Origin of the sequence: Methyloceanibacter superfactus, from assembly GCF_001723305.1 — a bacterium.
Lineage (GTDB): Bacteria > Pseudomonadota > Alphaproteobacteria > Rhizobiales > Methyloligellaceae > Methyloceanibacter > Methyloceanibacter superfactus.
In genome coordinates this window covers 26,062-52,024 of the sequence record NZ_LPWF01000003.1, presented here as the reverse complement: position 1 = coordinate 52,024, position 25,963 = coordinate 26,062, and the positions used below count along the sequence as shown (strand labels likewise).

The following is a 25,963-nucleotide window of genomic DNA, read 5'->3' as shown; positions in this document are numbered from 1 at the left end:
GGCTTCAACCCACAGCTCGTTGCTCGTATCGACCGTCACCACGGCGTCCATCGCGTCGATCATGTCGCCGGGCATGGCGTTGACCTCGACGACCACGCCGTCCTGGGTGGCTGGAATAGAGTATTCCCCGTTCTGTCCCAGCGAGATGCCGTTGAGCGATAGCGTCTTCTTGTGCTGCTCGATGACGGCTTTGATCTTGGTGACCTGGGCCTCGGCTTCTTCAGCGACGACCGGGTTCTGGAACTTCTTGTCGGCGAGCAGCCGTTTGCGCCGTGCGATCGCATCGGCCATTTGCAGTTCGGCCTCGGCCTGCGAGAGTTGGCTCTGGACGTCGAGCAGCTCGCGGCTGGAGATCGTGGCCACGGTGGCCCCCTTGCTCACAGGCTGTCCGGGCAGCGCGTGAACCTGCGTCACGGTTCCCGCAAACGGGGCTGTCGCAACGATGCGCGAGTTCAGGGGCGGAATAACGGTTCCCGGAAGTACCGCTATTGCCTCGACCTTGGCGGGGCGCACGGGCTCCACCTTGATGTCGAGGCTCCGCACCTGCTCCGCTGTCAGGGCCACGGTGTCGGTTTCAGCTGAAGCTGAAGCGGTGCTGGCCGCGATGACGGCTAAAATGAAAATCCTCGTTAAGGACAACACGCGCATGACCTGCTCCGTCCCGGCTGCGAATCTCTTGGCTAAAGGGGTGTGGAGCACCTACTGAAACCAACCTGAACGGAAGCTTGCGGCTCCCTGACAGGACTTTTCAGGTTCATTTCAGCTACCGCGTGCTAGACGGACGGCGCACTCAAAGCGCGAGGACGCCCCATGCGCATCCTGCTCGTCGAGGATGATGAGGATATTGCCCAACGACTGAGCGCCGGCCTGACCCAGGCCGGCTTTACGGTCGAGCGCGCCGATAACGGTGCAGACGGCTACACGATGGGATTAGACGAGACATACGCGGCGGCGGTTCTCGATCTCGGATTGCCGCAGATGCAGGGCATCGACGTGCTCAAGCGCTGGCGATCGGCCGGTCGCAAGCTGCCCGTCCTGATCCTCACGGCGCGCGGCACCTGGGCGGAGAAAGTCGACGGGCTGAATGCCGGCGCTGACGACTACGTTACAAAGCCGTTTCACGTACCAGAGGTCGCCGCACGCCTTAAGGCACTGATCCGCCGCTCATCCGGTTTGGCGAGTGCCGTCCTCACCCATCGCGATATCGAGCTAGATGCAGGTTCGAACCGCGTCATGCTGAACGGGACGCCCGTCGAGCTCACGGCCAGCGAACTAAAGATTCTGACATACTTCCTGCATCGTATCGGCCGCATTGTCTCCCAGGCGGAGCTGATCGACCACCTTTACGCACTCGATGACAGTCGAGAGTCGAACACCATCGAAGTCTATGTCAGCCGCCTTCGGCGAAAGCTGGGAGCAGACCTCATCACGACGGTCCGCGGTCTCGGCTACCGGTTGGACTAGAATGCTCAGGACCAGCCTCAAGAGCCGCTTGATCGCGGCCGCCGTGTTGTGGATCGCGATTGGCATGGTTGGCGCCGGCGTGATGCTGTCAGCGGTCTTCAAGCATCATGTCACCGAGCAGTTCTATGACGAGCTGCATGTCCATCTCGCCGAGCTGCAGCGGCTTTCGGAATTCCATACGGACGGCAGTCTACATTTGCAGCACCCCCTGAGCGATCCGCGCTACGACGTTCCTCTTTCTGGTTTTTATTGGGAAATCCAAAAGAAGGGTGACGTCCTGGCCCGGTCAGCGTCGCTCGAAGGTCCACCGCTGCACATGCCACCCGACACGCCAAAGGATGTCGGGGTGCACACTCATTTGATTGAAGGGCCAACTGGCCCTCTCATCGTGGCGGAGAAGGCGGTTTGGACCAATCCCAGCGCGGCGCCCGATAGATTCATTATCGGGACAGATGAACGCCATCTCGACGCGGTGGTCTCGAGCTTCAATACGACGCTCGCCGTTTCCTTGGCTGCCTTCGGCTTGTCACTGGTCGCCGCTGCCACGCTTCTGATTCTGTATGCGCTCAGGCCGCTGGGGCAGCTACGAACGGCCTTGTTTGAGGTCCGCCACGGAAAAGAGAAACAGCTTAGCGGCCGGTTTCCTGCCGAGGTCGTGCCTTTGGTGGACGACCTCAATACGCTTCTCACATCGACGGCCGACCTCATCCAGCGCGCCCGAACGCAGGCCGGAAATATGGCTCACGGTTTGAAGACACCGCTCGCCATCATCACGGATGAAGCCTATCGCCTGGAGGATCAGGGGCTCGACCAAGCGTCCTCGACGATCCTGAAAGAATGCCGGAAAATGCAATCGCACATCGACTACCAGATTACCCGCGCGCGGGCTGTCGCTATGCGCTCAGCGCCTGGAGTCGTCGCCGGTGCGCGCAAGGCGGCTCTCGAGGTCGCTTCGGCGCTCGGCCGGCTCTACGCGCACAACAACACCAAGATGGACGTCGATGTCCCCGAGGGCCGCTCTTGGCCTGCGATCCCGCCGATCTCAACGAGATGCTGGCCAACTTGGTCGACAATGCCTGCAAGCATGCCAAATCGACGATCAGAATCGGCTGGACCGATGGCATGGATGCTGCGTTTGACAGTCGACGACGACGGTCCGGGCCTTCCTCCGGAGGCCCGGGAAGTGGTCTTCAACATTGGCGAGCGTTGGGATTCCCGTGCGGCGGGATCCGGATTGGGTCTTGGGATTGTGCGCGACTTGGCGCGTCTTTATGGCGGCGATGTGAGACTTGGAGAGTCAAGCTCGGAGGACTGCGCGTAGAGCTGGTCCTGCCATTGAAGAATTGAACTTTGCAGACTCAGTGAGTGACGCCGGACCTGCCGTCTCGTGGTCAGACTTGCACACTACAACGATATTTGTATCATAGCAGGATGAGAGATCATGCCGCTGTCGAAATGCTCAGTGCCTTGGCGCACGAGCACCGCGTCAAAATCGTTCGCCTCCTGGTCAGGGCTGGTCCCTCGGGGGTGCCTTCGTCAGAGATAGCCAATGCTGTCGGAATCAGCCCAACGGGAGCATCGTTTCATCTCAAGGAGCTGGATCGGGCCGGGCTCATCGCGTCGACGCGGCAGGGGCGGTTTATCCGCTACGCGATCCATGACGGTGGCATCCGCCAATTGCTCGCCTACCTCACCGAGGATTGCTGTCAGGGGCAGCCCGAGCTTTGCGGCGATGCGTTCAAGAAATCAAAGACGATGTGCAGATAAGGGTGGAGCGCTCTCGGCGGCCGGCATTGTCCGGATGCCTAAAGGGGTGTCCATCAAGTCAGCGAGACACGCTGGTGAACCTGACGGAGTACAGCCATGTCGATCACTATTTTTCACAACCCGGCCTGCGGCACCTCCCGCAACACACTGGCCATGATCCGTCAGAGCGGCGAAGATGTCCGTGTCATCGAGTATCTCAAGACACCGCCGAGCCGGGACGCGTTGATCGGCTTGATCCGCGCCATGGGGATTTCTCCGCGTGCGCTTCTGCGCCAGAAGGGCACGCCCTATGACGCCCTCGATCTCGGCAATCCCAAATGGAGCGACGACGAGCTTATCGACGCCATGCTCAAGGATCCGATCCTCATCAATCGCCCGATCGTGGTGACTCCGCTCGGCACGCGGCTTTGCCGACCGTCTGAGGCCGTGCTCGATATCCTGCCGAATCCGGACATCGGCGCGTTCACGAAAGAAGGCGGCGAAGTCGTCATGGATGAGAAGGGCGAACGCGTGTCCGAACTTGATCTCAGCCTGCCCAATATCCGCACGGATGCGTTTCCGGGGTCCGGCACGGACACGCTTCGCAACCCGCTGCTGTCGACCCACAAGCCCCGCATTCTCATGCTCTATGGCTCCGTGCGGGCGCGCTCCTACAGCCGCTTTCTCACTCAAGAAGGCGCGCGGCTGCTTCATCATCTGGGCGCGGAACCACGCATTTTCGACCCGAGCGGGCTGCCTCTGCCGGACGACGCGCCCGAGGATCATCCGAAGGTGCGCGAGCTCCGCGATCTCGCCGCGTGGTCGGAGGGTCAGGTGTGGACGTCGCCGGAGCGGCACGGGTCCATGAGCGCGATCCTGAAAACGCAGATCGACTGGATCCCCCTCCGCTCCGGCGCGATCAGGCCGACCCAAGGAAGCGCTCGCCGTCATGCAAGTCAGCGGCGGCTCGCAGTCTTTCAACGCGGTCAACCAGATGCGCGTGCTGGGCCGCTGGATGCGGATGCTGACCATCCCCAACCAGTCGTCGGTGGCGAAGGCCTTTCAGGAATTCGACGAGGCGGGACGCATGAAGCCCTCGGCGTTCTACGACCGCGTGGTCGACGTGATGGAGGAGCTGGTCAAGTTCACCTTGCTCACGCGCGACGTCTCCGACCATCTGACGGACCGCTACAGCGAGCGGGTCGAGACGGCGGAGGAACTGTCGGCGCGGGTGAACCTCAACCGGGCCGCCGCTGCGAATAAATAATAATGAAAATGGTGCCGGCTGGAGGATTCGAACCCCCGACCTACTGATTACAAATCAGCCGCTCTACCAACTGAGCTAAGCCGGCTTTCTGGCGATGCCGGGACGGCACGGCCTAGATGGGATCGCGGGCCCCGGCGATCCTGAGCCTTTATCCTCGCTTTCCCGCATGCACTCAAGCGGCGGCTCCTGGGCCCGGGCCAGACGGGGATCGGGCTAGAAGGTGTCGAAGCGATAGGTGACGTTGCCGAAGACGCCCAAGCGCTCGGAGGTGAAATCCTCGAGCTGCGAGGTGACGTTGAGATGGACGAAGTCGGAGTCGCCGTTGGTCTCGGCGTACCAGTAGCGGACGCCGGCGCCGAAGGCCCAATGCCGGGTGAGATCGAGCCGCACTTCCCCTTCGAGCTGATAGCCCCAGCCGGTGCCGCTATCGACGATATTGGGGGTGGACCCGAGATCGGCGCGCAGATGGTGGCTGTCCTCGTTCCACAGATAGGCGGCCGGGATGATGGCCGCGTCGCCGCGCAAGGTGAGGCGGTCCCAGAGCTTCGCCTTGAGCTCGGCGCCGAGCCGGAGCGAGGCCCAGCTCTGCTTGTTGGTGATCACCTTGGTGGAGAAGGGAACGGCGGTCGAGCCGGTCGGCCCGCAGAAGAAGCCGCCCACATCGTCGGCGTTGCAGCGGGCGCCGTAGCCCTCCACGGTCTCTTCCCAATAGTTGAAGCCGACGAAGGGGCTGAGCACGACCCTGGCGCGATTGTCGATCAGGGTGAAGTCCTGGCCCACGTCGATGGTACCGTAGACGAGGCCGTCGCCGTCGAGTTTGCTGTAGGTGTCGGAGAACTTGATCTGGCCGGCGAAGAAGTCCTCGTCGTCGAGGCTGCCGCCGTCGAGCCAACCGCCGCCGACAAAGCCCTTGGCGAAGGTATCGGTCTCGTTGCGGGCGCTCCACACGAATTCGAGCGCGTTGGCGCTGATGTCGTCATAGGTGAGCGTCGAGGTGGGATTGCCGTAGATGGCGCCCAGCCGACTCGAGTTGAGGTCGAAGCGCGTCGAGCCTTCGCTCCACCAATAGCGCATCCCCAGTTCCCATTGCGGCTCGTCGTTGGCGTTCGGGGGCAGGGGAATGGCGTAAGGGCGCGGCACCTCGGCGACTTGTGCGTGAGCGCCGCCCGCGATGCAGGCGGTGGCCAGCAACATCAGACACAAGCCTCGCAGCATGATCGGCCGCCTTGCCCTTGGGTTGGAAGAATGAGCTCTTCGCTTTCCCCAAGGGTGCAAGGCGTGTGGTTAAGACAGGATTAAGATGCGTCCCGGAATGGGACGTTCCCTAGGTCAGCGGCGCCGGCTGGCGAGCAGGCCGGCGGCGAACGCGACGGCCAGCAGCGTGAGCGGGCCCACCTGCTTCATCGCCTTGCCCACGCCCTGATCGATCATGGCCATGCCTTCGGCGGGCGCGTTGACGAGACTTTGCGTCTGCTCTTTCGGCCGGCTGACGAGGGGCAGGAAGGCGAGGACGATGAGACCGAGCGCGACCAGCGCGCCGGCGACGATGCCCGCGGCCTCAAGGGACGTGAAGTCGTAGACGATCAGCGCCTGATAGGCGGCGACCAGTCCGAAGGCGATGGCGAACAGAAACACCACGGCGGCGATGGCGATGACGACCGCCTTCTTCACCGAGCGTTCGATCGCATCCTTGATGCGCGCCCCGATCTGAAGAGACGAGACGAGCGACAGGACGATGCGGAGCATGGATCTATCCTAGCGGCGGGTGAAGACGCCGAACAGGAAGCCGAGACCCGCGGCGATGGCGACGGCTTGCAGCGGATTGCGCTTGATGGCGTCCTCGGCTTCTTGCGCGGTTTCCATCGCCTTGCCTTGCGCCCGGTTGATCTGGGTGTTGGCAATGCGGCTGACGGTCGAGCTCAAATTCTGCATGTCGGCGCGGATCGCATCGATCTGATCGGCCAAGGCTTCGGCTTGGGCGCTGCGCTTGCCAGCGGTGTCGGCCATGGGGGGTCTCCTTCCTGAAAACGATTGTTGGGCGGGTACAGAAGCAACCCAATACCAAGGGCTTTCGTTCCGCGCACCGGTTGTGACACTTGCGACTCTGCCCGGTTTCCGAGTTGAGGGACCGGCGCGCGTCGCTGTCAAGACATGTCGCGCGAACTTCACATTGCGCGACCATTCGTTGCCGGAGCCTTGCGTTGATTGGGGTCCTCTTTTTGTTTAGAGTCTGATTGCTTAACAGGGGTGCCCGAGGGGGAATCGGCATGAGCGACTTCAGGCTTTGGCTCGCTGCATGCGCGGCCGTCGGCCTATTTGCGGCCGTCCCGCACGGACCGGCACAGGCCACGATGGCGGCGCGGCCCTTGGCTCTCGCGGGCGCTGATTCGCAGCTGGTCGTCGATGCCGCCCAAGACGGCGCACGCTTTCACGGCAAGCGGGCGCAAGCCATGTACTGCTTGAAGCGGAATTATTGGTGGTTCTATCGGCCCTACACCACGGCGCCGGAGGACTTCCCGCGCTGCGAGCCCTATTTCCATTATCTCGAGCCGGTCGACGGCCGGCGCGGTGCCCGGACCGAGAGATACATCAAATAAAGCTGCATAGCTGAAGACCAAGTCCGCGAAGACTCCCCAAAGTCTCTCTGCGCGAATTACTCCGATCCCATCGTTCTGTCCCATTTTGTGTCAGTGGTTAGGGACTTTGTAATGTCTCGGCTTGGGTAAACAGGGCTTCATTAACTTAGACGATACTTGCGCTCCCTTAGGGTTGGGCAAGCCTTCGCTGGCCGGAGACGCGCCAGGAGGGGTACCCCTAGCCCGAGTGGAGTCCCAAGATGAAAGTCCTGTTGAGTGTTGCTGCCGCCCTGGCGCTGGCGGTTGGCTTCAACCTTACGGTGGTCGACGACGCGACGCATGGTGCGGCGGCGGTTGGCGCTGCAATAGCGCCGTGATGGTTCCCGCACCGAATCCGATTCCGTTGCGCCGCGCGCGCCGCGCCGTCATCGTGGCGCCTGCGCCGTGCGTGTCGCCTTGCGGTGCGCCCGTCGCTGTGGCCCCGCCGCCTTGCGTTTCGCCCTGCGGTCTGCCGCCGGGGCCGACCGCGTATCGCTACCGGTCGCCGAACTACTACGCCTATTACAAGCAGCCGGCTTACGCGGGCGAGTGCGGTCTCAGCACTTGCAACACCTATTGGCGCCGGAACTGCTGGTACGATTCGTTCGGCCGCCGCTTCTGCAACTGAGTTTTCGATCTTCCGGCGCATGCCGGCTGATTTCCCGGGAGCGAGGGGGAAGGGGCGCGCCTCTTTTCCCTCGTTTTCGTTCGAGGACTCTATTCGGTGCCTCGCGCCTTGAGGCTCGCCCAATGCATGGCGATGGCGGCGGCGTTCGACACGTTGAGGCTCGCCAGCGCGCTCGTCGTCGAGATGCGGCAGATGCGGTCGCACCGTTCGCGGGTGAGATGCCGCAAGCCTTTGCCTTCGGCGCCGAGCACGAGCGCCAGCGGTTGGGTGAGGCGGGTGGCTTCGAGAGGCTCATCGCCATCTTCCGCCAAGCCGATGCGCAGCACGCCGCGCTCGCCGAGCTCGGTGTGAGCCGCTTGGCTCAGATTCTTGACCAGCACGATGGGCACGAGGTCCAGCGCGCGCTGGGCCTTGGCCAGCACGCCCGAGAGCGGCGGGCTGTGCCGCTCGGTGAGGACGAGACCGGACGCTCCGAAGGCCGCGGCCGAGCGAAGCGCGGCGCCGACATTATGCGGGTCGGTCACTTGGTCGAGCACGAGCAGGGTGCCGTTCGTATCGACATCGTCGAGGCCGATGGGCTCGAGCGGCCCGGCTTCCAGCGCCACGCCTTGATGCACGGTGTCGGGGCCGAGCAGCCGGTCGAGATCCTTCGGGGTGGCGGGCTCCGGTGTGAGCTTGCGTTTGGCGATGAGCGGGGCCAGGCGATGGGCAGCATTGTCGGTGGCGAGCAGGCGCAAGACGGGCCGGTCCGGATTGCCGAGGGCGGCTTCGACGGCGTGCAGGCCGAAGATAAGGATGCGGGCGGTGTCGGCGCTGCGCCCGGAATGCCGCGGCTTGCCCCGCGGCGCTTGGGTGAAGGGCTTGGAATGGCTCGGTTTTTGGCGCCGCATGAGGGGGGTGGCCTTTTCGCAAGGGGTGGTGGTAAATGCGCGGGCGGTGGGATAAAACCAAGGAATTCCAGCCCGCTCGCCCTGATTTACAGTTGACAGAGACCAAATGGCTACCCATAAACGCGGCTATTGCGGACCCTGCCGGCCGACGGCGGGGTGTTTTTGCTTGGTTACAATCACCAGTCAATCCATCTGAGCTCTCAAGGAGGGGTGCCCGAGTGGCTAAAGGGGACGGGCTGTAAACCCGTTGGCTATGCCTACGTTGGTTCGAATCCAACCCCCTCCACCACCACTCTGTTGAGCCGGATGGATGCGGGTGTAGCTCAATGGTAGAGCAGCAGCCTTCCAAGCTGAGGACGAGGGTTCGATTCCCTTCACCCGCTCCAGCAAGTTAGGCCGCGAGGCGATTGATTTGGAATTGAAATTTTATTTTGAAGGTGAACTAGAGCAGGCCTTAGGAGTGTAGCTCAACTGGCTAGAGCACCGGTCTCCAAAACCGGGGGTTGGGGGTTCGAGTCCCTCCACTCCTGCCACGGTTGGGGCCATGAGTGCCGCGGTTAGGAGCTCGAGACGAAAGAAGCGGCGCCGGAAGTGCCCGCGGCAAGGACAGAGATGGCGAGAACGAATCCCTTTGTGTTTCTCCAGCAAGTGCGCACCGAGGTGTCCAAGGTCACCTGGCCGTCGCGCAAGGAGACGGTGATCACCACGATCATGGTGCTCATCATGTCGGTTGCCGCCGCGCTGTTCTTTCTCGGCGTCGATTGGGTGTTGAGCACGGCAGTCCAGCTCATCTTGGGCATGGGCCGCTAGGAGGTCGAAACTACAATCCGATGGCTATGCGCTGGTACATTGTTCACGCCTACTCGAACTTCGAGCGGAAGGTCGCCGAATCCATCAAGGAGCGCGCTGTCGCTGCGGGTCTCGGCGACAAGTTCGAGGACGTTCTCGTGCCGATGGAAGAGGTCGTGGAGATGCGGCGCGGCCGGAAGGTCGCCTCGGAGCGGAAGTTCTTTCCGGGCTATGTGCTCGCCAAGATGGAGCTCAATGACGAGACCTACCATCTGATCAAGAACACGCCGAAGGTCACTGGCTTTCTCGGCACCGACAACAAGCCGATCCCGATCACCGAGGAGGAGGCGGGACGCATCCTCCAGCAGGTGCAGGAAGGCGTCGAGCGGCCGAAGCCGTCGGTCACCTTCGAGATCGGCGAGCAGGTTCGCGTCGCCGACGGTCCGTTCGCTTCGTTCAACGGCCTCGTGGAAGAGGTCGACGAGGAGCGGGCGCGGCTCAAGGTGGCGGTGTCGATTTTCGGCCGGGCAACGCCGGTCGAGCTTGAATATGCACAGGTGGAGAAGCTCTGAGGTTTGAGCTTCCCGAAGTTAAGCGGAACACGCGGGACGAGTAGGCATGGCGAAGAAGATTGACGGTTACATCAAGCTGCAGGTGCCGGCGGGGCAGGCGAACCCTTCGCCGCCGATCGGGCCTGCGCTCGGCCAGCGCGGGGTGAACATCCCCGAGTTCTGCAAGCAGTTCAACGCGGCGACGCAGAAGCTCGAAGCGGGCTCGCCCATTCCGACGGTGATCACGGTCTATGCGGACCGCTCCTTTACTTTCGAGATGAAGACGCCGCCGGCGTCCTTCCTCCTGAAGAAGGCGGCGAGCATCGGCAAGGGCGCCAAGGAGCCGGGCCGCGGTGTCGCGGGGCGCGTGACGCAAGATCAGCTGCGTGAGATCGCAGAGGTCAAGATGCAAGATTTGAACGCCAATTCCGTCGAGCAAGCGATGAAGATCATCGCCGGATCCGCCCGCTCGATGGGTCTTGAGGTCCAGGAGTAGACGATGAGCAAGCCCGGCAAGAGGTTCCGCGCCGCATCCGAGACGGTGGAGCACGACAAGCTCTACGACATCGAAGAAGCGGTGAAGCTGGTCAAGGACGCGGCGAAGGCCAAGTTCGACGAGACCATCGAGGTCGCCATGAATTTGGGCGTCGATCCGCGCCACGCCGATCAGATGGTGCGCGGCGTGTGCGCGCTGCCGCACGGCTCGGGCCGCAAGCTGCGCGTCGGCGTGTTCGCCAAGGGCGACAAGGCCGACGAGGCGAAGAAGGCCGGTGCCGATGTGGTCGGTGCCGAGGATCTCGTCGAGCAGGTGCAGAAGGGCGTGATTGAGTTCGACCGCTGCATCGCCACGCCGGACATGATGCCGCTCGTCGGCCGTCTCGGTAAGGTGCTCGGGCCCCGCGGCCTGATGCCGAACCCGAAGGTTGGCACGGTGACCACCGATGTCGCCGCCGCGGTCGCCGCGGCCAAGGGCGGCGCCGTGGAGTTCCGCGTCGAGAAGGCCGGCGTGATCCATGCCGGCGTCGGCAAGGCGAGCTTCACCGAGGACGCGCTGGTGGCCAACATCCGGGCCTTCACCGATGCGGTGATCAAAGCCAAGCCGAGCGGCGCCAAGGGCACGTTCGTGAAACGTATCGCCGTGACCTCGACCATGGGTCCTGGCGTCAAGGTTGAGCCTGCCAGTCTCGGCAGCGCTTAGGTGCAAGAGTTTCGGGACCGGCGTTCGGTCCCGGAGGATCGCTTGGCAGACCAAGCGGTCCAAACCTGTCCGAGATTGCAGGTGCGGGAAACCGCTTAAGCCTTTTGGGCCTGCATGAGACGGGAGACGAACGGTTCGATGGTAGCGGGAACACCGCCGCAACCTGGAGATCGGTTTGAACCTCGTATGTGGCTCTAGCGTATTTCGCGCGCGAGCGGGACAGGCAACAGAGCGCCGCGCGAATGCGCGGGGTGGCTTTTTGCTTCGCCCCGCACTTCTCGTGGCTCGTGTGGCCTAAGGCCGCGAGCGTTGCTTGCGGCTTATTGAGAGACGGAGTGAGCATGGAAAGAGCTCAGAAGCGCGAAGTTGTGACGGCGCTTCACGATGTCTTCGCCAAGACCGGCGTGGTTGTCGTGGCTCACTATGCGGGCCTTTCGGTTGCCGACATGACCAAGCTGCGCAGCGACATGAGAGACGCTGGCGGGCAGGTCAAAGTGGCGAAGAACAAGCTCGTGAAGCTCGCGCTCGATGGTACCGACGCCAAGGGAATTTCGGATCTTATGACGGGGCCGACCTGCCTCGCTTATTCCGACGATCCCGTCGCGGCGCCGAAGGTGCTCGTCAAGTTTGCCAAGGCCAAGGACAAGTTCGTGATCCTTGGCGGCACGATGGGCACCACGGTACTCGATGCAAAGGCGGTGAGTTCGCTCGCCGACCTGCCTTCGCTCGACGAACTCCGTGGCACGCTGATTGGCCTCCTTCAGCGCCGGCGACGAAGATCGCCCGCACCGTGAAAGAGCCCGCCGGTCAGCTGGCGCGTGTGTTCGCAGCCTATGGCAGCAAGGAAGCAGCGTGACGCTGGAAACCCAATACGAGAGTTGAACGTACAAGGATAAGACAATGGCAGATCTTCAGAAAATCGTAGACGACCTTTCGGGCCTGACGGTGCTCGAGGCGGCCGAGCTCGCCAAAATGCTCGAAGAGAAGTGGGGCGTTTCCGCCGCCGCGCCGGTGGCCATGATGGCCGCGGGTGGTGGTGGTGCCGCCGAGGCCGCCGAGGAGCAGACCGACTTCACCGTCGTTCTGACCGCAGCCGGCGCCCAAAAGATCAACGTCATCAAGGAGGTGAGGGCGATCACCAGCCTTGGCCTGAAAGAGGCCAAGGACCTTGTCGAAGGCGCGCCGAAGCCGGTGAAGGAAGGCGTTCCGAAGGACGAGGCCGAGAAGATCAAGAAGCAGCTCGAGGCCGCAGGCGCGACCGTCGAACTGAAGTAGCCTGGGTTGAAGTAAGTCCGGGCGGATACCATATATCGGTGTTCGCCCGGGCTTCCGACCCACCTAAATCGAGTGACGTGACAGTTCACCAGAGACCCCGCCGCAAGGCGGAGTTTCCGGCGAGCCGTCGCGACGAGCCTTGAGAGGACCACATGGCGCAGCAGACTAACGGTCACAAGCGATATCGTAAGTTTTTCGGTCACATCCACGAAGTGGCTGAGATGCCGAACCTCATCGAGGTTCAGAAGCAATCCTATGATCAGTTCCTGATGGTCGACGAGCCGGAGGGCGGCCGCCTCGACGAGGGGCTGCAGTCCGTGTTCCGCTCCGTGTTCCCGATCCGGGACTTCGGTGAGCGCGCCCAGCTCGAGTTCGTCCGCTATGCCTTCGAGCAGCCGAAATACGACGTCGAGGAGTGCCAGCAGCGCGGCATGACCTTCGCCGCGCCGTTGAAGGTGACGCTTCGCCTGATCGTGTTCGATGTCAACGAGGAGACCGGCGCCCGTTCGGTCAAGGACATCAAGGAGCAGGACGTCTATATGGGCGACATGCCGCTGATGACCATGAACGGCACGTTCGTCATCAACGGCACCGAGCGCGTCATCGTCTCGCAGATGCATCGCAGCCCGGGCGTGTTCTTCGACCATGACCGCGGCAAGACCCATTCGTCCGGCAAGCTGCTGTTCGCCGCGCGCATCATTCCCTATCGCGGCTCGTGGCTCGATTTCGAGTTCGACGCCAAGGACGTCGTCTATGTGCGTATCGACCGCCGGCGCAAGCTGCCGGTGACGACGCTGCTCTATGCGCTTGGCCTCGACGACGAAGAGATCCTGTCGACCTTCTACGATCGCATCGTGCTCAAGGCGAGCAAGGAGGGATGGCGCATGCCGTTCCGCCCCGATCGCATGCGCGGCATCAAGCCGAGCACCGATCTCATCGACGCCAAGACCGGCAAGGTGGCGATCGAGGCCGGCCGCAAGGTGACGGCGCGTCTCGCCAACAAGCTCGCCGAGGAAGGCCTCAAGGAACTGCTCATCAGCGACCAGGATCTTTATGGGCGCTACCTGGCGCAGGACATCGTCAATCTGGAGTCCGGCGAGATCTATGGCGAGGCCGGCGAGGAGATCGAGGAGAAGCTGCTCGAGACGCTGAAGGATCTGGGTCTCAAGGAGATTCCGATCCTCGACATCGACCACGTCAATGTCGGCGCCTTCATCCGCAACACGCTCGCCATCGACAAGAACTCGAACACCGACGAGGCGTTGCTCGACGTTTACCGGGTGATGCGCCCGGGCGAGCCGCCGACGCCGGAGGCGTCGCAGACGCTGTTCAACGGCATCTTCTTCGACTCCGAGCGTTACGACCTGTCGGCCGTGGGCCGGGTGAAGATGAACATGCGCCTCGACCTCGATGCGCCGGACACGATGCGCACGTTGCGCCGCGAGGACATTCTCGCGGTCATCAAGACGCTCGTGGGCTTGCGCGACGGCCGTGGCGAGATCGACGATATCGATCATCTCGGCAACCGCCGGGTGCGCTCGGTCGGCGAGCTCATGGAGAACCAGTATCGCGTCGGCCTGCTGCGCATGGAGCGCGCCATCAAGGAGCGCATGAGCTCGGTCGATATCGACACGGTGATGCCGCAGGATCTGATCAACGCCAAGCCGGCGGCCGCCGCGGTGCGCGAGTTCTTCGGCTCCTCGCAGCTGTCGCAGTTCATGGACCAGACCAACCCGCTGTCGGAGATCACCCATAAGCGGCGCCTGTCGGCGCTCGGGCCGGGCGGTCTGACGCGGGAGCGCGCCGGCTTCGAGGTGCGCGACGTGCATCCGACGCATTACGGGCGCATCTGCCCAATTGAAACGCCGGAAGGTCCGAATATCGGCCTCATCAACTCGCTGGCGACTTTCGCGCGCGTCAACAAATACGGCTTCATCGAGAGCCCGTACCGCCGCGTGGTGAAGTCCAAAGTGACGGACGAGGTGGTCTATCTGTCGGCCATGGAAGAGGCGCGCTACGTGATCGCCCAGGCCAACGCCCAGCTCAATCCGAATGGCACCTTCGCCGAGGATCTCATCGTCTGCCGTCATGCGGGCGACGTGGAGCTGTACCCCCGCGAGAAAGTGGACCTCATCGACGTGTCGCCGAAGCAGCTCGTGTCGGTGGCCGCGGCGCTCATTCCGTTCCTCGAGAACGACGACGCCAACCGCGCGCTGATGGGTTCGAACATGCAGCGTCAGGCCGTGCCGTTGATCACGGCGGAAGCGCCGCTGGTCGGCACCGGCATGGAAGAGGTCGTGGCGCGCGATTCGGGTGCCGCCATCGGCGCACGCCGCACCGGCGTGGTCGATCAGGTGGACGCGACCCGTATCGTCATCCGGGCCACGGAGGAGACCGATCCTTCGAAGTCCGGCGTCGACATCTACAATCTGCGCAAGTTCCAGCGCTCGAACCAGAACACCTGCATCAACCAGCGGCCGCTGGTGCGCGTGGGCGACAACGTCCAGGCCGGCGAGATCATCGCCGACGGCCCGTCGACCGATCTCGGCGAGCTGGCGCTGGGCCGCAACGTGCTCGTCGCGTTCATGCCGTGGATGGGCTACAACTTCGAGGACTCCATCCTCATCTCCGAGCGCGTCGTGCGCGATGACGTGTTCACCTCGATCCATCTCGAGGAGTTCGAGGTCATGGCCCGCGACACCAAGCTCGGGCCGGAGGAAATCACCCGCGACATCCCGAACGTCTCGGAAGAGGCGCTCAAGAATCTCGACGAGGCGGGCATCGTCTATATCGGCGCCGAGGTGCAGCCGGGCGACATCCTGGTGGGCAAGATCACGCCCAAGGGCGAGAGCCCGATGACGCCGGAAGAGAAGCTGCTGCGCGCCATCTTCGGCGAGAAGGCCTCCGACGTGCGCGATACGTCGCTGAAGCTGCCGCCCGGCGTCGCCGGCACGGTGGTCGAGGTGCGCGTGTTCAACCGCCACGGTGTGGAGAAGGACGAGCGCGCCATGGCGATCGAGCGCGAGGAGATCGAGCGGCTCGCCAAGGACCGCGACGACGAGCTCGCGATCCTCGACCGTAACGTCTATGGCCGTCTCCGCGACGTGCTCCTGCACAAGCAGGTGTCGAAGGGTCCGAAGGGGCTCAAGAAGGACGCCAAGATCACCGAGGCGATCCTCGACGATATCCCGCGCAGCCATTGGTGGGAGATCGCGCTCAAGAACGACAAGGCGATGAGCGAGGTCGAGGCCATTGGCCGTCAGTACGAAGAGGCCAAGAAGCGGCTCGAGCAGCGCTTCGTCGACAAGGTCGACAAGCTGCAGCGCGGCGACGAGCTGCCGCCTGGCGTGATGAAGATGGTCAAGGTCTTCGTCGCGGTGAAGCGCAAGATCCAGCCCGGCGACAAGATGGCCGGCCGCCACGGCAACAAGGGCGTGATCAGCCAGATCGTGCCGATCGAGGACATGCCGTATCTCGAAGACGGCACGCCGGTCGACATCGTGCTGAACCCGCTCGGCGTGCCGAGCCGCATGAATGTGGGGCAGATCCTCGAGACGCATCTCGGCTGGGCCTGCCGCGGCTTGGGCGTCAAGGTGGGCGACGCGCTGCACGAGTATCAGGAATCGAACAAGCCGAAGCCGTTGAAGGATCTGCTCAAGACCATCTACGGCGACGACAAGGCGGTCGCGGCGCTCAGGGACGATCAGCTCATCGAGGTGAGCCAGAGTCTGTCGGCGGGTGTACCGGTGGCGACGCCGGTGTTCGACGGCGCGCATGAGGGCGACGTCTCCGAGCTGCTCGAGCTCGCAGGGCTCGATTCCTCGGGTCAGGTGACTCTGTTCGACGGCCGCTCGGGCGAGGAGTTCGAGCGCAAGGTGACCGTGGGCTACATCTATATGCTGAAGCTCCACCATCTCGTGGACGACAAGATCCACGCCCGTTCGATCGGACCGTACAGCCTAGTCACCCAGCAGCCGCTGGGCGGTAAGGCGCAGTTCGGCGGTCAGCGTTTCGGCGAGATGGAGGTGTGGGCGCTCGAAGCCTATGGCGCCGCCTACACGCTGCAAGAGATGCTGACGGTCAAGTCCGACGACGTCGCTGGCCGTACCAAGGTGTACGAGGCGATCGTCCGTGGCGACGACACGTTCGAGGCCGGTATCCCGGAGTCATTCAACGTTCTCGTCAAGGAGATGCGGGCGTTGGGACTGAATGTCGAGTTGGTGCAGCCGAAACCCGAGGAGCAGCAGCCGCAACGGGCGCGGCTGCCGCGACCCGCGGCCGAATGAGCTTAGGCCTTATCGGCTCACGTTAAAGACGGACACGATCAACCGAAGGGCGGCCAGCCCGCCCGGTGGGAGACACCAGAATGAACCAAGAACTGACCAATCTCTTCAGTCCTCAGGTCCAGCAGCAGAATTTCGACCAGATCCGCATCGGCATCGCCAGCCCCGAGAAGATCCTGTCGTGGTCGTTCGGTGAGATCAAGAAGCCGGAGACGATCAACTACCGGACCTTCAAGCCCGAGCGCGACGGCCTGTTCTGCGCGCGCATCTTCGGGCCGGTGAAGGACTACGAGTGCTTGTGCGGCAAGTACAAGCGCATGAAGTACAAGGGCGTCATCTGCGAGAAGTGCGGCGTCGAGGTGACTCTCGCCAAGGTGCGGCGCGAGCGCATGGGCCATATCGAGCTCGCCGCGCCCGTCGCCCATATCTGGTTCCTGAAGTCGCTGCCGTCGCGCATCGGCCTTCTGCTCGACATGACGCTGAAGGATCTCGAGCGCGTCCTTTACTTCGAGAACTACATCGTGCTCGAGCCGGGCCTGACCTCCCTGAAGCCGCTGCAGCTCCTCTCCGAGGACGAGTATATGCAGGCGCAGGAGGATTTCGGCGAGGACAGCTTCACCGCTGCGATCGGCGCCGAGGCCATCCGCGAGCTGCTCAAGGGTCTCGATCTGGAGAAGATCGCCGCCGACCTGCGGGTGGAGATTGCCGAGTCCACGACGGAACTTAAGCCCAAGAAGCTCGCCAAGCGTCTGAAGGTGGTCGAGGCCTTCATCCAGTCCGGCAATAAGCCGGAGTGGATGATCCTGACCGTGGTGCCGGTGATTCCGCCGGAGCTTCGGCCGTTGGTGCCGCTCGACGGCGGCCGCTTCGCCACGTCGGACCTCAACGATCTGTATCGCCGCGTCATCAACCGGAACAACCGCCTGAAGCGGCTGATGGAGTTGCGCGCGCCGGACATCATCATCCGCAACGAGAAGCGCATGCTGCAGGAGTCGGTCGATGCGCTGTTCGACAACGGCCGCCGCGGCCGCGTCATCACCGGTGCCAACAAGCGTCCGCTGAAGTCGCTCGCCGACATGCTCAAGGGCAAGCAGGGCCGGTTCCGTCAGAACCTGCTCGGCAAGCGCGTCGACTATTCGGGCCGCTCGGTCATCGTGGTCGGGCCTGAGCTGAAATTGCATCAGTGCGGCCTGCCGAAGAAGATGGCGCTCGAGCTGTTCAAGCCGTTCATCTATTCGCGGCTCGACGCCAAGGGCCACGCCGCCACGGTGAAGCAGGCGAAGAAGCTGGTCGAGAAGGAGAAGCCGGAAGTCTGGGATATCCTCGATGAGGTGATCCGCGAGCATCCGGTGATGCTCAACCGCGCGCCGACGCTCCATCGCTTGGGCATTCAGGCCTTCGAGCCGGTGCTCATCGAGGGCAAGGCCATTCAGCTGCATCCGCTCGTCTGCGCGGCGTTCAACGCCGACTTCGACGGCGACCAGATGGCCGTGCATGTGCCGCTGTCGCTCGAAGCGCAGCTCGAGGCGCGCGTGCTGATGATGTCGACCAACAACATCCTGCATCCGGCCAACGGCTCGCCGATCATCGTGCCGTCGCAGGATATCGTGCTCGGCCTCTATTACCTGTCGCTGATCATGGACAACGAGCCGGGCGAGGGCATGATCTTCGGCAACGTGGCCGAGATCCATCACGCGCTCGATTCCAAGGCGGTGACGTTGCACGCCAAGGTCAAGGGCCGCTACATCACCCGCGACGAGGACGGCAATTGGGTGTCGTATATCTACGACACGACGCCCGGCCGCATGCTGCTCGGCGAGCTGTTGCCGCGGAAGGCGGAGGTCAGCTTCGACCTGGTCAATCGGCTCCTCACCAAGAAGGACATCTCCAACATGATCGACGTGGTCTATCGCCACTGCGGTCAGAAGGAGACGGTCATCTTCTGCGACAAGATCATGGGCCTCGGCTTCCGCTATGCCTGCCGCGCCGGCATCTCGTTCGGCAAGGACGACATGGTGATCCCGGAGACCAAGGACGAGATCATCCACAAGACGACCGAGCTCGTGCGCGAATACGAGCAGCAGTATAATGACGGCCTCATCACCCGGGGCGAGAAGTACAACAAGGTGGTCGACACCTGGACCGAGTGCACGGAGCTCGTCGCCAAGGAGATGATGAAGCGCATCTCGTCGGTGCAGATCGACGAGGAGACCGGCCGCGAGAAGCCGATCAACTCGATCTTCATGATGTCCCATTCGGGCGCGCGTGGTTCGCCCGCCCAGATGAAGCAGCTGGCCGGCATGCGCGGTCTGATGACCAAGCCGTCGGGCGAGATCATCGAGACGCCGATCATCTCCAACTTCAAGGAGGGGCTGTCGGTGCTCGAGTACTTCAACTCGACCCATGGCGCCCGTAAAGGCTTGGCCGATACGGCGCTCAAGACGGCGAACTCGGGCTACCTCACGCGGCGTCTCGTCGACGTGGCGCAGGACTGCATCGTCACCGAAGAGGATTGCGGCACCAAGGAGGGCATCACCGCCCGCGCCATCCTCGAGGCCGGCGAAGTCACCGTGTCTCTCGGCCATCGCGTGCTGGGCCGGACCCCTTGCGACAACGTCAAGGACCCGTCCACCGGCAAGGTGATCGTCAAGGCCGGCGATCTCATCGGCGAGGAAGACGTCGAGGCGATCGAGAATGCGCGGGTGCAGGAGATTCGCATCCGCTCGGCGCTGACCTGCGATACCCGCAACGGCATTTGCGGCAAGTGCTACGGGCGCGATCTCGCCCGCGGTACGCCCGTCAACATGGGCGAGGCCGTCGGTGTCATCGCGGCCCAGTCGATCGGCGAGCCGGGGACCCAGCTCACCATGCGCACCTTCCATCTGGGTGGCGTGGCGAGTTCCAAGGTCGTCGATCAGTCGTCGCTGGAGTCGAACTTCGAAGGCACCGTGAAGATCAAGCAGCGCAACGTCGTCGAGGACTCTCAGGGCCGGATGATGGTCATGGGCCGGAACACCGCCATCGTCGTCGTCGATGAGGACGGCACGGAGCGTGCGGTCCATCGGGTGCCGTACGGCACGCATCTGCGGGTCGACGAGGGCGCCCATGTGAAACGCGGTGATCGTCTCGCCGAGTGGGATCCCTATACGCGCCCCGTGCTGACGGAGATCGAGGGCATCGTCGAGTTCGAGGACCTGGTCGAAGGCGTGTCGGTCTCCGAGCAACGCGACGAGTCCACCGGCATCACCAACAGCGTGATCATCGACTGGCGCGCTTCGCCGCGCGGCGCCGATCTCAGGCCGGCGATGGTGATCAAGGACAAGAAGGGCAATATCGGCAAGCTCAGCCGGGGCGGCGAGGCGCGTTACCTGCTTCCCGTCGACGCGGTCCTGTCGGTCGAGCCTGGCAGTGAGGTGAAGGCCGGCGACGTGTTGGCCCGTATCCCCATGGAGAGCGCCAAAACCCGCGACATCACGGGCGGTCTGCCGCGCGTGGCGGAGCTGTTCGAGGCGCGGCGTCCCAAGGATCACGCCATCATCGCCGAGATCTCGGGCGTGGTGACGCTCGGCCGCGACTATAAGAACAAGCGGCGCATCACCATCACGCCGGACGACGAGACCCAGGAGCCGGTGGAGTTCCTGATTCCGAAGGGCCGGCATCTGACCGTGCAAGAGGGCGACCGGATCGAGAAGGGCGAGTACCTGCTCGACGGCCATCCCGCGCCGCACGACATCCTGGCCATCAAGGGCGTGGAGGAGCTGGCCAACTACCTGGTCAACGAGATCCAGGAGGTCTACCGGCTGCAGGGCGTGACCATCAACGATAAGCATATCGAGGTCATCGTCCGGCAGATGCTCCAGAAGACGGAAGTGGGCGATCCGGGCGACACCGAGTTCCTCAAGGGCGAGCAGGTCGACCGTATCGACTTCGAGGATGCCAATATCGCGGCCGAGGCCGCCGGCGGCCGCAAGGCCGAAGGCCAGCCCGTGCTGCTCGGCATCACCAAGGCCAGCCTACAGACGCGGTCGTCATCTCTGCGGCCTCGTTCCAGGAGACCACGCGGGTGCTCACCGACGCCGCCGACGGCAAGTCGGATGCTGTGGAGGGCCAGGAAGAACGTCATCGTCGGCCGGCTGATCCCGGCAGGCACCGGCGGCATGCTCACCAGGCTCAACCGGATCGCCACCCATCGTGACGAGCTGATCCTCGAGGAGCGGCAGCGCGCCAGCGACGAGGCGCTCGCTCACGAGGAGGCCGAAGCCGCGCCTGAAGCCGGAGATGACGATTCGACGGCGGAAGAGGGGGCCTCGGCGTAAGAGGCCGGATCAAAATCGGGGCTGGGTGCCTCTGGGATGCTCAATCTGGCGCTCAGCCCCTGAAATCCGGCACTTCTGCCCTTGACGTTATGAGAAACCGGCTGGTAAAACGCGCCAGCTTTCTCGGCAGGCGGTAGCCCAACTTTTTGGTTGCCCTACGGGCGCGGGTTAGACGCTGCTGGACTAACCGGGATTAAATCGGGGTCAAGATCTTGGGGGTGAAACCCCTCCAAGATCCTCTGTATGAGGCGCTGAAGGACGCGGGGGTCACCTCGCACACTTCGGCTCTAGTGATGTGGGCATTCGCCCACCTGGATGATTGGACGTAAGGGCGCACATGCCGACGATTCAGCAGTTGATCCGCAAGCCGCGCAAGCAGCCGGTGAAGCGCAACAAAGTTCCCGCCATGCAGGCCTGTCCGCAGAAGCGGGGAGTTTGCACGCGCGTCTACACCACGACCCCGAAGAAGCCGAACTCGGCGCTTCGTAAGGTTGCTCGCGTGCGGCTGACCAATCAGCTCGAAGTCACGAGCTACATCCCCGGCGAGGGTCACAACCTGCAAGAGCATTCGGTGGTGATGATCAGGGGCGGCCGCGTCAAGGACCTTCCGGGCGTGCGCTACCACATTATCCGCGGCGTGCTCGACACCCAAGGCGTCAGCGCCCGTCGGCAGCGGCGTTCGAAATACGGAGCCAAGCGGCCCAAATAGTTGGGTCGTTTTTGCGTTTTTACAGAGACGGATAGGACGATATGTCGAGGCGGCACAAAGCGGAAAAGCGCGAGATCATTCCCGATCCCAAGTTCGGCGATATGGTGCTTACCAAGTTCATGAACAGCATCATGAAGGAAGGCAAGAAGTCCGCCGCCGAGCGGATCGTCTATGGCGCGCTCGACCAGATGGAGAGCAAGGCCAAGCAGAACCCGATCGAGATGTTCCACCAGGCGTTGCAGAACGTCATGCCGGCGCTCGAGGTTCGCTCGCGCCGCGTCGGTGGCGCCACCTATCAGGTTCCGGTCGAGGTCAGGCTGGACCGCCGTCAGGCGCTCGCCATTCGCTGGATCATCTCCGCGGCGCGCGGGCGTAACGAGAACACCATGGTCGAGCGGCTCTCGGGTGAGCTGCTGGACGCCGTCAACAATCGCGGGACTGCGGTTAAGAAGCGTGAAGACACGCACCGCATGGCGGAGGCGAACCGCGCCTTCTCGCATTACCGCTGGTAAGCAGTTCAAGGATTCCTACGATGCCCCGAGTCACACCCCTCGAGGACTACCGCAATATCGGGATCATGGCGCATATTGACGCCGGCAAGACCACGACCACCGAGCGTGTGCTCTACTACACGGGTAAGAGTCATAAGATCGGTGAGGTCCACGACGGCGCCGCGACCATGGACTGGATGGAGCAGGAGCAAGAGCGCGGCATCACGATTACGTCCGCCGCGACGACTGCGTTCTGGAAGGACAAGCGCGTCAACATCATCGACACGCCCGGCCACGTGGATTTCACCATCGAGGTCGAACGGTCCCTGCGCGTGCTCGACGGCGCGGTCGCGCTGCTCGACGCCAACCAGGGCGTAGAGCCGCAGACCGAGACGGTGTGGCGTCAGGCCGACAAGTACCACGTGCCGCGCATGATCTTCGTCAACAAGATGGACAAGATCGGCGCCGACTTCTTCATGTCGGTCAAGATGATCAAGGAGCGCCTCGGCGCGAAGCCGCTGGTCATTCAGCTGCCGATCGGCGCGGAGACGGATTTCCTGGGTATCGTCGACCTCGTCCGCATGAAGGCGGTCGTTTGGGACGACGAGTCCCTCGGCGCGACGTTCCGTGACGAGGAGATCCCGGCCCATCTCGTGGACCAAGCCAAGGAGTATCACGGTCAGCTCGTCGAGATGGCCGTCGAGCTCGATGAGGCCGCCATGGAGGCCTATCTCGAGGGCAAAGAAATTTCGGTCGAGACGCTGCAGGCTCTGATCCGCAAGGGCACGATCAATCTCGATTTCGTTCCCGTGCTGTGCGGCTCGGCGTTCAAGAACAAGGGCGTGCAGCCGCTGCTGGATGCCGTGGTCGATTACCTGCCGTCGCCGCTCGACGTGCCGGCCATCAAGGCGATCGACGTGAAGACCGAGGAAGAAGTAGCCCGGCCGCCGTCCGACGACGCGCCGCTCTCGATGCTCGCCTTCAAGATCATGAACGACCCCTTCGTCGGCTCGCTCACCTTCTGCCGCATCTATTCGGGCAAGGTCGAATCCGGCCAGACGCTGTCGAACACGGTGAAGGACAAGAAAGAGCGGATTGGCCGCATGTTGTTGATGCATGCCAATCACCGCGAGGATATCAAGGAAGCCTTCACGGGCGACATCGTGGCCATCGCCGGCCTCAAGGACGTGACCACCGGCGATACGCTGTGCGATCCGAACAAGCCGGTGATCCTGGAGCGCATGGAGTTCCCGGAGCCGGTCATCGAGGTCGCCGTCGAGCCGAAGACCAAGAGCGACCAGGAGAAGCTCGGCGTGGCGCTGAACCGTCTCGCCCAGGAAGATCCGTCGTTCCGCGTGTCCGTCGATCACGAGTCCGGCCAGACCATCATTAAGGGCATGGGCGAGCTGCATCTCGACATCATCGTCGATCGCATGCGCCGTGAGTTCAAAGTCGAGGCCAATGTCGGCGCGCCGCAGGTCGCTTATCGCGAGTCCGTGTCGAAGAAGGCCGAGATCGACTACACCCACAAGAAGCAGACCGGCGGTTCGGGCCAGTTCGCCCGCGTCAAGCTCACTATCGAGCCGAACGAGCAGGGTGCCGGCTATGAGTTCATCAACAAGGTCGTCGGCGGCAATGTGCCCAAGGAGTACATCCCGGGCGTGCAGAAGGGCGTGCAAAGCGTCATCGATGCAGGCGTGCTGGCCGGCTTCCCGATCCTCGATGTGAAGGTGACGCTCACGGACGGCGCCTATCACGACGTGGATTCGAGCGTTATGGCGTTCGAGATTGCGTCCCGCGCGCTCCTCCGCGAGGGCGCTTTGAAGGCCGGGCCGAAGCTGCTCGAGCCGATGATGAAGGTCGAAGTGGTGACGCCGGAAGACTATGTCGGCGGCGTTATCGGTGACCTGACAAGCCGTCGCGGGCAGGTGCGGGGCCAAGAGAGCCGGGGCAATGCCGCGGTGATCAACGCCATGGTGCCGCTCGCCAACATGTTCGGTTACGTGAACACGCTGCGTTCGATGAGCCAGGGCCGCGCCCAGTTCACGATGCAGTTCGATCATTACGCGCAGGTGCCGCAGGCGGTCGCCGAAGAGGTGCAAGCCAAGTTTGCCTGAGGCGTCAGGTATCTAGATTTCGCTTTTGGTGAGAAGAATGGAGAGCCAACATGGCTAAGGCAAAATTCGAGCGGAACAAGCCGCATTGCAACATCGGAACCATCGGTCACGTCGATCACGGCAAGACAACGCTAACGGCCGCGATCACCAAGACCCTGGCCGAGACGGGCGGCGCGACGTTCACCGCCTATGACCAGATCGATAAGGCGCCGGAAGAGAAGGCGCGCGCAATCACGATCTCCACGGCCCATGTGGAGTACGAGACGCCGAACCGGCATTACGCCCACGTCGACTGCCCCGGCCATGCCGACTATGTGAAGAACATGATCACGGCGGCGGCGCAGATGGACGGTGCCATCCTCGTGGTTTCGGCCGCGGACGGTCCGATGCCGCAGACCCGCGAGCACATCCTGCTCGCCCGTCAGGTCGGTGTGCCGGCTCTCGTGGTGTTCATGAACAAGGTCGACCAGGTCGACGATCCGGAGCTCCTCGATCTCGTCGAGCTCGAGGTGCGTGAGCTGCTGTCCAAGTACGAGTTCCCCGGCGACGATATTCCGATCGTCAAGGGCTCGGCTCTGGCCGCGCTGGAAGGCAAGGATGACGAGATCGGCCAGAAGTCGATCCTGGCGCTGATGGAGGCCGTGGACTCTTACATTCCGCAGCCCGAGCGTCCGAAGGATCAGCCCTTCCTGATGCCGATCGAGGACGTGTTCTCGATCTCCGGCCGCGGTACCGTGGTCACCGGCCGTATCGAGCGTGGCGTGGTCAAGGTCGGCGAGGAAGTCGAGATCGTCGGTATCAAGCCGACGACCAAGTCGACCGTCACCGGCGTCGAGATGTTCCGCAAGCTGCTCGATCAGGGCGAGGCGGGCGACAATGTCGGCTGTCTGTTGCGTGGTGTCGATCGCGAGGGCGTGGAGCGCGGCCAGGTGCTGTGCAAGCCCGGCTCGATCAAGCCGCACACCAAGTTCAAGGCCGAGGCCTATATTCTGACCAAGGAAGAGGGCGGCCGTCATACGCCGTTCTTCGGCAACTATCGTCCGCAGTTCTACTTCCGCACCACCGATGTGACCGGCGTCGTTCAGCTGCCGGAAGGCACCGAGATGGTGATGCCGGGCGACAACATCGCCATGGAAGTGACGCTGATCGTGCCGATCGCCATGGAAGAGAAACTCCGTTTCGCCATTCGCGAAGGTGGCCGCACCGTCGGCGCCGGCGTGGTGTCGTCGATCATCGAGTAACGAAAGACCCTGGAGCGCGTCGCGAGAAGCGGCGCGCTCCTTAATTTGAGGCCGTCGAGATGCAGAGCCAGAACATAAGAATCAGGCTGAAAGCCTTCGATCATCGGATTCTCGATGCGTCGACCAAGGAAATTGTCAACACGGCCAAACGCACGGGTGCGGAGGTGCGCGGGCCTATTCCGCTGCCGACCCGCATCGAGAAATTCACCGTGAACCGCTCACCTCACATCGACAAGAAGAGTCGTGAGCAGTTCGAGATGCGCACCCATAAGCGGCTGCTCGACATTGTCGATCCCACGCCGCAGACCGTCGATGCGCTGATGAAGCTCGATCTCGCCGCCGGCGTTGACGTCGAAATCAAGCTCTAGTCGGGCACGGGACGA

20 protein-coding genes, 4 tRNA genes and 5 pseudogenes are annotated in these 25,963 nt (G+C 63.1%); 23 read left to right on the top strand and 6 right to left on the bottom strand.

Translation table 11 applies throughout. The annotated features are described in order from the left end of the window. Window positions 1-90: 90 nt before the first annotated feature. Window positions 91-648 (bottom strand): annotated as a pseudogene (locus AUC69_RS18080) (efflux RND transporter periplasmic adaptor subunit); the annotation flags it as partial. Between the two features lie 162 nt (window positions 649-810). Between AUC69_RS18080 and AUC69_RS00880 the strand changes: the two are divergent. The 5 genes and pseudogenes from AUC69_RS00880 to arsH all read left to right on the top strand — a co-directional run bounded on the left by AUC69_RS00880 (window position 811) and on the right by arsH (window position 4,477). After that, window positions 811-1,464, top strand: coding sequence for a response regulator transcription factor (locus tag AUC69_RS00880; RefSeq protein ID WP_069440485.1), 654 nt, complete (start codon window positions 811-813; stop codon window positions 1,462-1,464). Between the two features lies 1 nt (window position 1,465). Continuing rightward, window positions 1,466-2,785, top strand: coding sequence for an ATP-binding protein (locus AUC69_RS00875; protein ID WP_244500024.1), 1,320 nt, complete (start codon window positions 1,466-1,468; stop codon window positions 2,783-2,785). A 110-nt stretch (window positions 2,786-2,895) separates the two neighbouring features. Beyond that, window positions 2,896-3,231 (top strand): ArsR/SmtB family transcription factor, encoded by a 336-nt coding sequence (locus AUC69_RS00870; protein WP_069440484.1) that lies wholly within the window; start codon window positions 2,896-2,898, stop codon window positions 3,229-3,231. A gap of 96 nt (window positions 3,232-3,327) precedes the next feature. Next, window positions 3,328-3,744: pseudogene (arsC, locus tag AUC69_RS17800) on the top strand (arsenate reductase (glutaredoxin)); the annotation flags it as partial. Beyond that, window positions 3,721-4,477, top strand: a pseudogene (gene arsH / locus AUC69_RS15805) (arsenical resistance protein ArsH). The pseudogenes arsC and arsH, both read left to right, overlap by 24 nt. A 9-nt stretch (window positions 4,478-4,486) precedes the next feature. On the opposite strand, the gene AUC69_RS00860 reads toward arsH, so the two are convergent. The 4 genes from AUC69_RS00860 to AUC69_RS00845 form a co-directional block, all read right to left on the bottom strand. After that, a tRNA-Thr gene (locus tag AUC69_RS00860) sits at window positions 4,487-4,562 on the bottom strand. Window positions 4,563-4,690: 128 nt separating this feature from the next. Next, complete coding sequence (locus tag AUC69_RS00855) at window positions 4,691-5,692, bottom strand: hypothetical protein (protein WP_141700511.1); 1,002 nt, start codon at window positions 5,690-5,692, stop codon at window positions 4,691-4,693. A 114-nt stretch (window positions 5,693-5,806) separates the two neighbouring features. Then, the gene (locus tag AUC69_RS00850) at window positions 5,807-6,223 is read right to left on the bottom strand and encodes a hypothetical protein (protein WP_069440482.1); all 417 of its coding nucleotides are present in this window, start codon (window positions 6,221-6,223) and stop codon (window positions 5,807-5,809) included. 9 nt (window positions 6,224-6,232) lie between these two features. Beyond that, entirely contained in the window at window positions 6,233-6,484 is a 252-nt protein-coding gene (locus AUC69_RS00845) for a glycine zipper domain-containing protein (protein ID WP_069440481.1), read from the bottom strand. A gap of 260 nt (window positions 6,485-6,744) precedes the next feature. On the opposite strand from AUC69_RS00845, the gene AUC69_RS00840 reads away from it, so the two are divergent. Beyond that, window positions 6,745-7,074 (top strand): hypothetical protein, encoded by a 330-nt coding sequence (locus tag AUC69_RS00840; protein WP_069440480.1) that lies wholly within the window; start codon window positions 6,745-6,747, stop codon window positions 7,072-7,074. A 355-nt stretch (window positions 7,075-7,429) separates the two neighbouring features. Then, on the top strand, window positions 7,430-7,720 hold the full coding sequence (locus AUC69_RS00835; protein WP_069440479.1) for a hypothetical protein: 291 nt from the start codon (window positions 7,430-7,432) through the stop codon (window positions 7,718-7,720). Between the two features lie 89 nt (window positions 7,721-7,809). Here the strand turns inward: AUC69_RS00835 and AUC69_RS00830 are convergent, their stop codons facing one another. After that, the gene (locus AUC69_RS00830) at window positions 7,810-8,610 is read right to left on the bottom strand and encodes a TrmH family RNA methyltransferase (RefSeq protein WP_069440478.1); all 801 of its coding nucleotides are present in this window, start codon (window positions 8,608-8,610) and stop codon (window positions 7,810-7,812) included. A gap of 204 nt (window positions 8,611-8,814) precedes the next feature. Between AUC69_RS00830 and AUC69_RS00825 the strand changes: the two genes are divergently transcribed. The 16 genes and pseudogenes from AUC69_RS00825 to rpsJ all read left to right on the top strand — a co-directional run bounded on the left by AUC69_RS00825 (window position 8,815) and on the right by rpsJ (window position 25,948). Further along, window positions 8,815-8,899 (top strand) — tRNA-Tyr (locus AUC69_RS00825). A 23-nt stretch (window positions 8,900-8,922) separates the two neighbouring features. Beyond that, window positions 8,923-8,996: transfer RNA gene (locus AUC69_RS00820), tRNA-Gly, on the top strand. 70 nt (window positions 8,997-9,066) lie between these two features. After that, window positions 9,067-9,143, top strand: a tRNA-Trp gene (locus tag AUC69_RS00815). Window positions 9,144-9,243: 100 nt separating this feature from the next. Continuing rightward, entirely contained in the window at window positions 9,244-9,420 is a 177-nt protein-coding gene (secE, locus tag AUC69_RS00810; protein ID WP_342018468.1) for a preprotein translocase subunit SecE, read from the top strand. Window positions 9,421-9,440: 20 nt separating this feature from the next. Next, complete coding sequence (nusG, locus tag AUC69_RS00805; protein ID WP_069440477.1) at window positions 9,441-9,971, top strand: transcription termination/antitermination protein NusG; 531 nt, start codon at window positions 9,441-9,443, stop codon at window positions 9,969-9,971. Between the two features lie 46 nt (window positions 9,972-10,017). Continuing rightward, window positions 10,018-10,446, top strand: a complete 429-nt coding sequence (gene rplK, locus AUC69_RS00800; RefSeq protein WP_069440476.1) for a 50S ribosomal protein L11 — start codon at window positions 10,018-10,020, stop codon at window positions 10,444-10,446. 3 nt (window positions 10,447-10,449) lie between these two features. Then, window positions 10,450-11,148: a 50S ribosomal protein L1 gene (gene rplA, locus AUC69_RS00795; RefSeq protein ID WP_069440475.1), complete on the top strand. Its 699-nt coding sequence runs from the start codon at window positions 10,450-10,452 to the stop codon at window positions 11,146-11,148. Between the two features lie 341 nt (window positions 11,149-11,489). Further along, window positions 11,490-12,004, top strand: a pseudogene (rplJ, locus tag AUC69_RS00790) (50S ribosomal protein L10). A gap of 44 nt (window positions 12,005-12,048) precedes the next feature. Next, window positions 12,049-12,423: a 50S ribosomal protein L7/L12 gene (gene rplL, locus AUC69_RS00785; RefSeq protein ID WP_069440474.1), complete on the top strand. Its 375-nt coding sequence runs from the start codon at window positions 12,049-12,051 to the stop codon at window positions 12,421-12,423. A gap of 152 nt (window positions 12,424-12,575) precedes the next feature. Next, window positions 12,576-16,709 (top strand): DNA-directed RNA polymerase subunit beta, encoded by a 4,134-nt coding sequence (gene rpoB / locus AUC69_RS00780; RefSeq protein ID WP_069440473.1) that lies wholly within the window; start codon window positions 12,576-12,578, stop codon window positions 16,707-16,709. 80 nt (window positions 16,710-16,789) lie between these two features. Beyond that, window positions 16,790-21,022, top strand: a pseudogene (gene rpoC / locus AUC69_RS00775) (DNA-directed RNA polymerase subunit beta'). A gap of 337 nt (window positions 21,023-21,359) precedes the next feature. Continuing rightward, window positions 21,360-21,731, top strand: a complete 372-nt coding sequence (gene rpsL, locus AUC69_RS00770) for a 30S ribosomal protein S12 (protein WP_069440472.1) — start codon at window positions 21,360-21,362, stop codon at window positions 21,729-21,731. Window positions 21,732-21,772: 41 nt separating this feature from the next. Next, window positions 21,773-22,243: a 30S ribosomal protein S7 gene (gene rpsG / locus AUC69_RS00765; protein ID WP_069440471.1), complete on the top strand. Its 471-nt coding sequence runs from the start codon at window positions 21,773-21,775 to the stop codon at window positions 22,241-22,243. A gap of 20 nt (window positions 22,244-22,263) precedes the next feature. Further along, the gene (gene fusA, locus AUC69_RS00760; RefSeq protein WP_069440470.1) at window positions 22,264-24,339 is read left to right on the top strand and encodes an elongation factor G; all 2,076 of its coding nucleotides are present in this window, start codon (window positions 22,264-22,266) and stop codon (window positions 24,337-24,339) included. A gap of 50 nt (window positions 24,340-24,389) precedes the next feature. Beyond that, on the top strand, window positions 24,390-25,580 hold the full coding sequence (gene tuf, locus AUC69_RS00755) for an elongation factor Tu (RefSeq protein WP_069440469.1): 1,191 nt from the start codon (window positions 24,390-24,392) through the stop codon (window positions 25,578-25,580). A gap of 59 nt (window positions 25,581-25,639) precedes the next feature. Next, on the top strand, window positions 25,640-25,948 hold the full coding sequence (gene rpsJ / locus AUC69_RS00750) for a 30S ribosomal protein S10 (RefSeq protein WP_069438070.1): 309 nt from the start codon (window positions 25,640-25,642) through the stop codon (window positions 25,946-25,948). The last annotated feature ends 15 nt before the right edge of the window (window positions 25,949-25,963 follow it).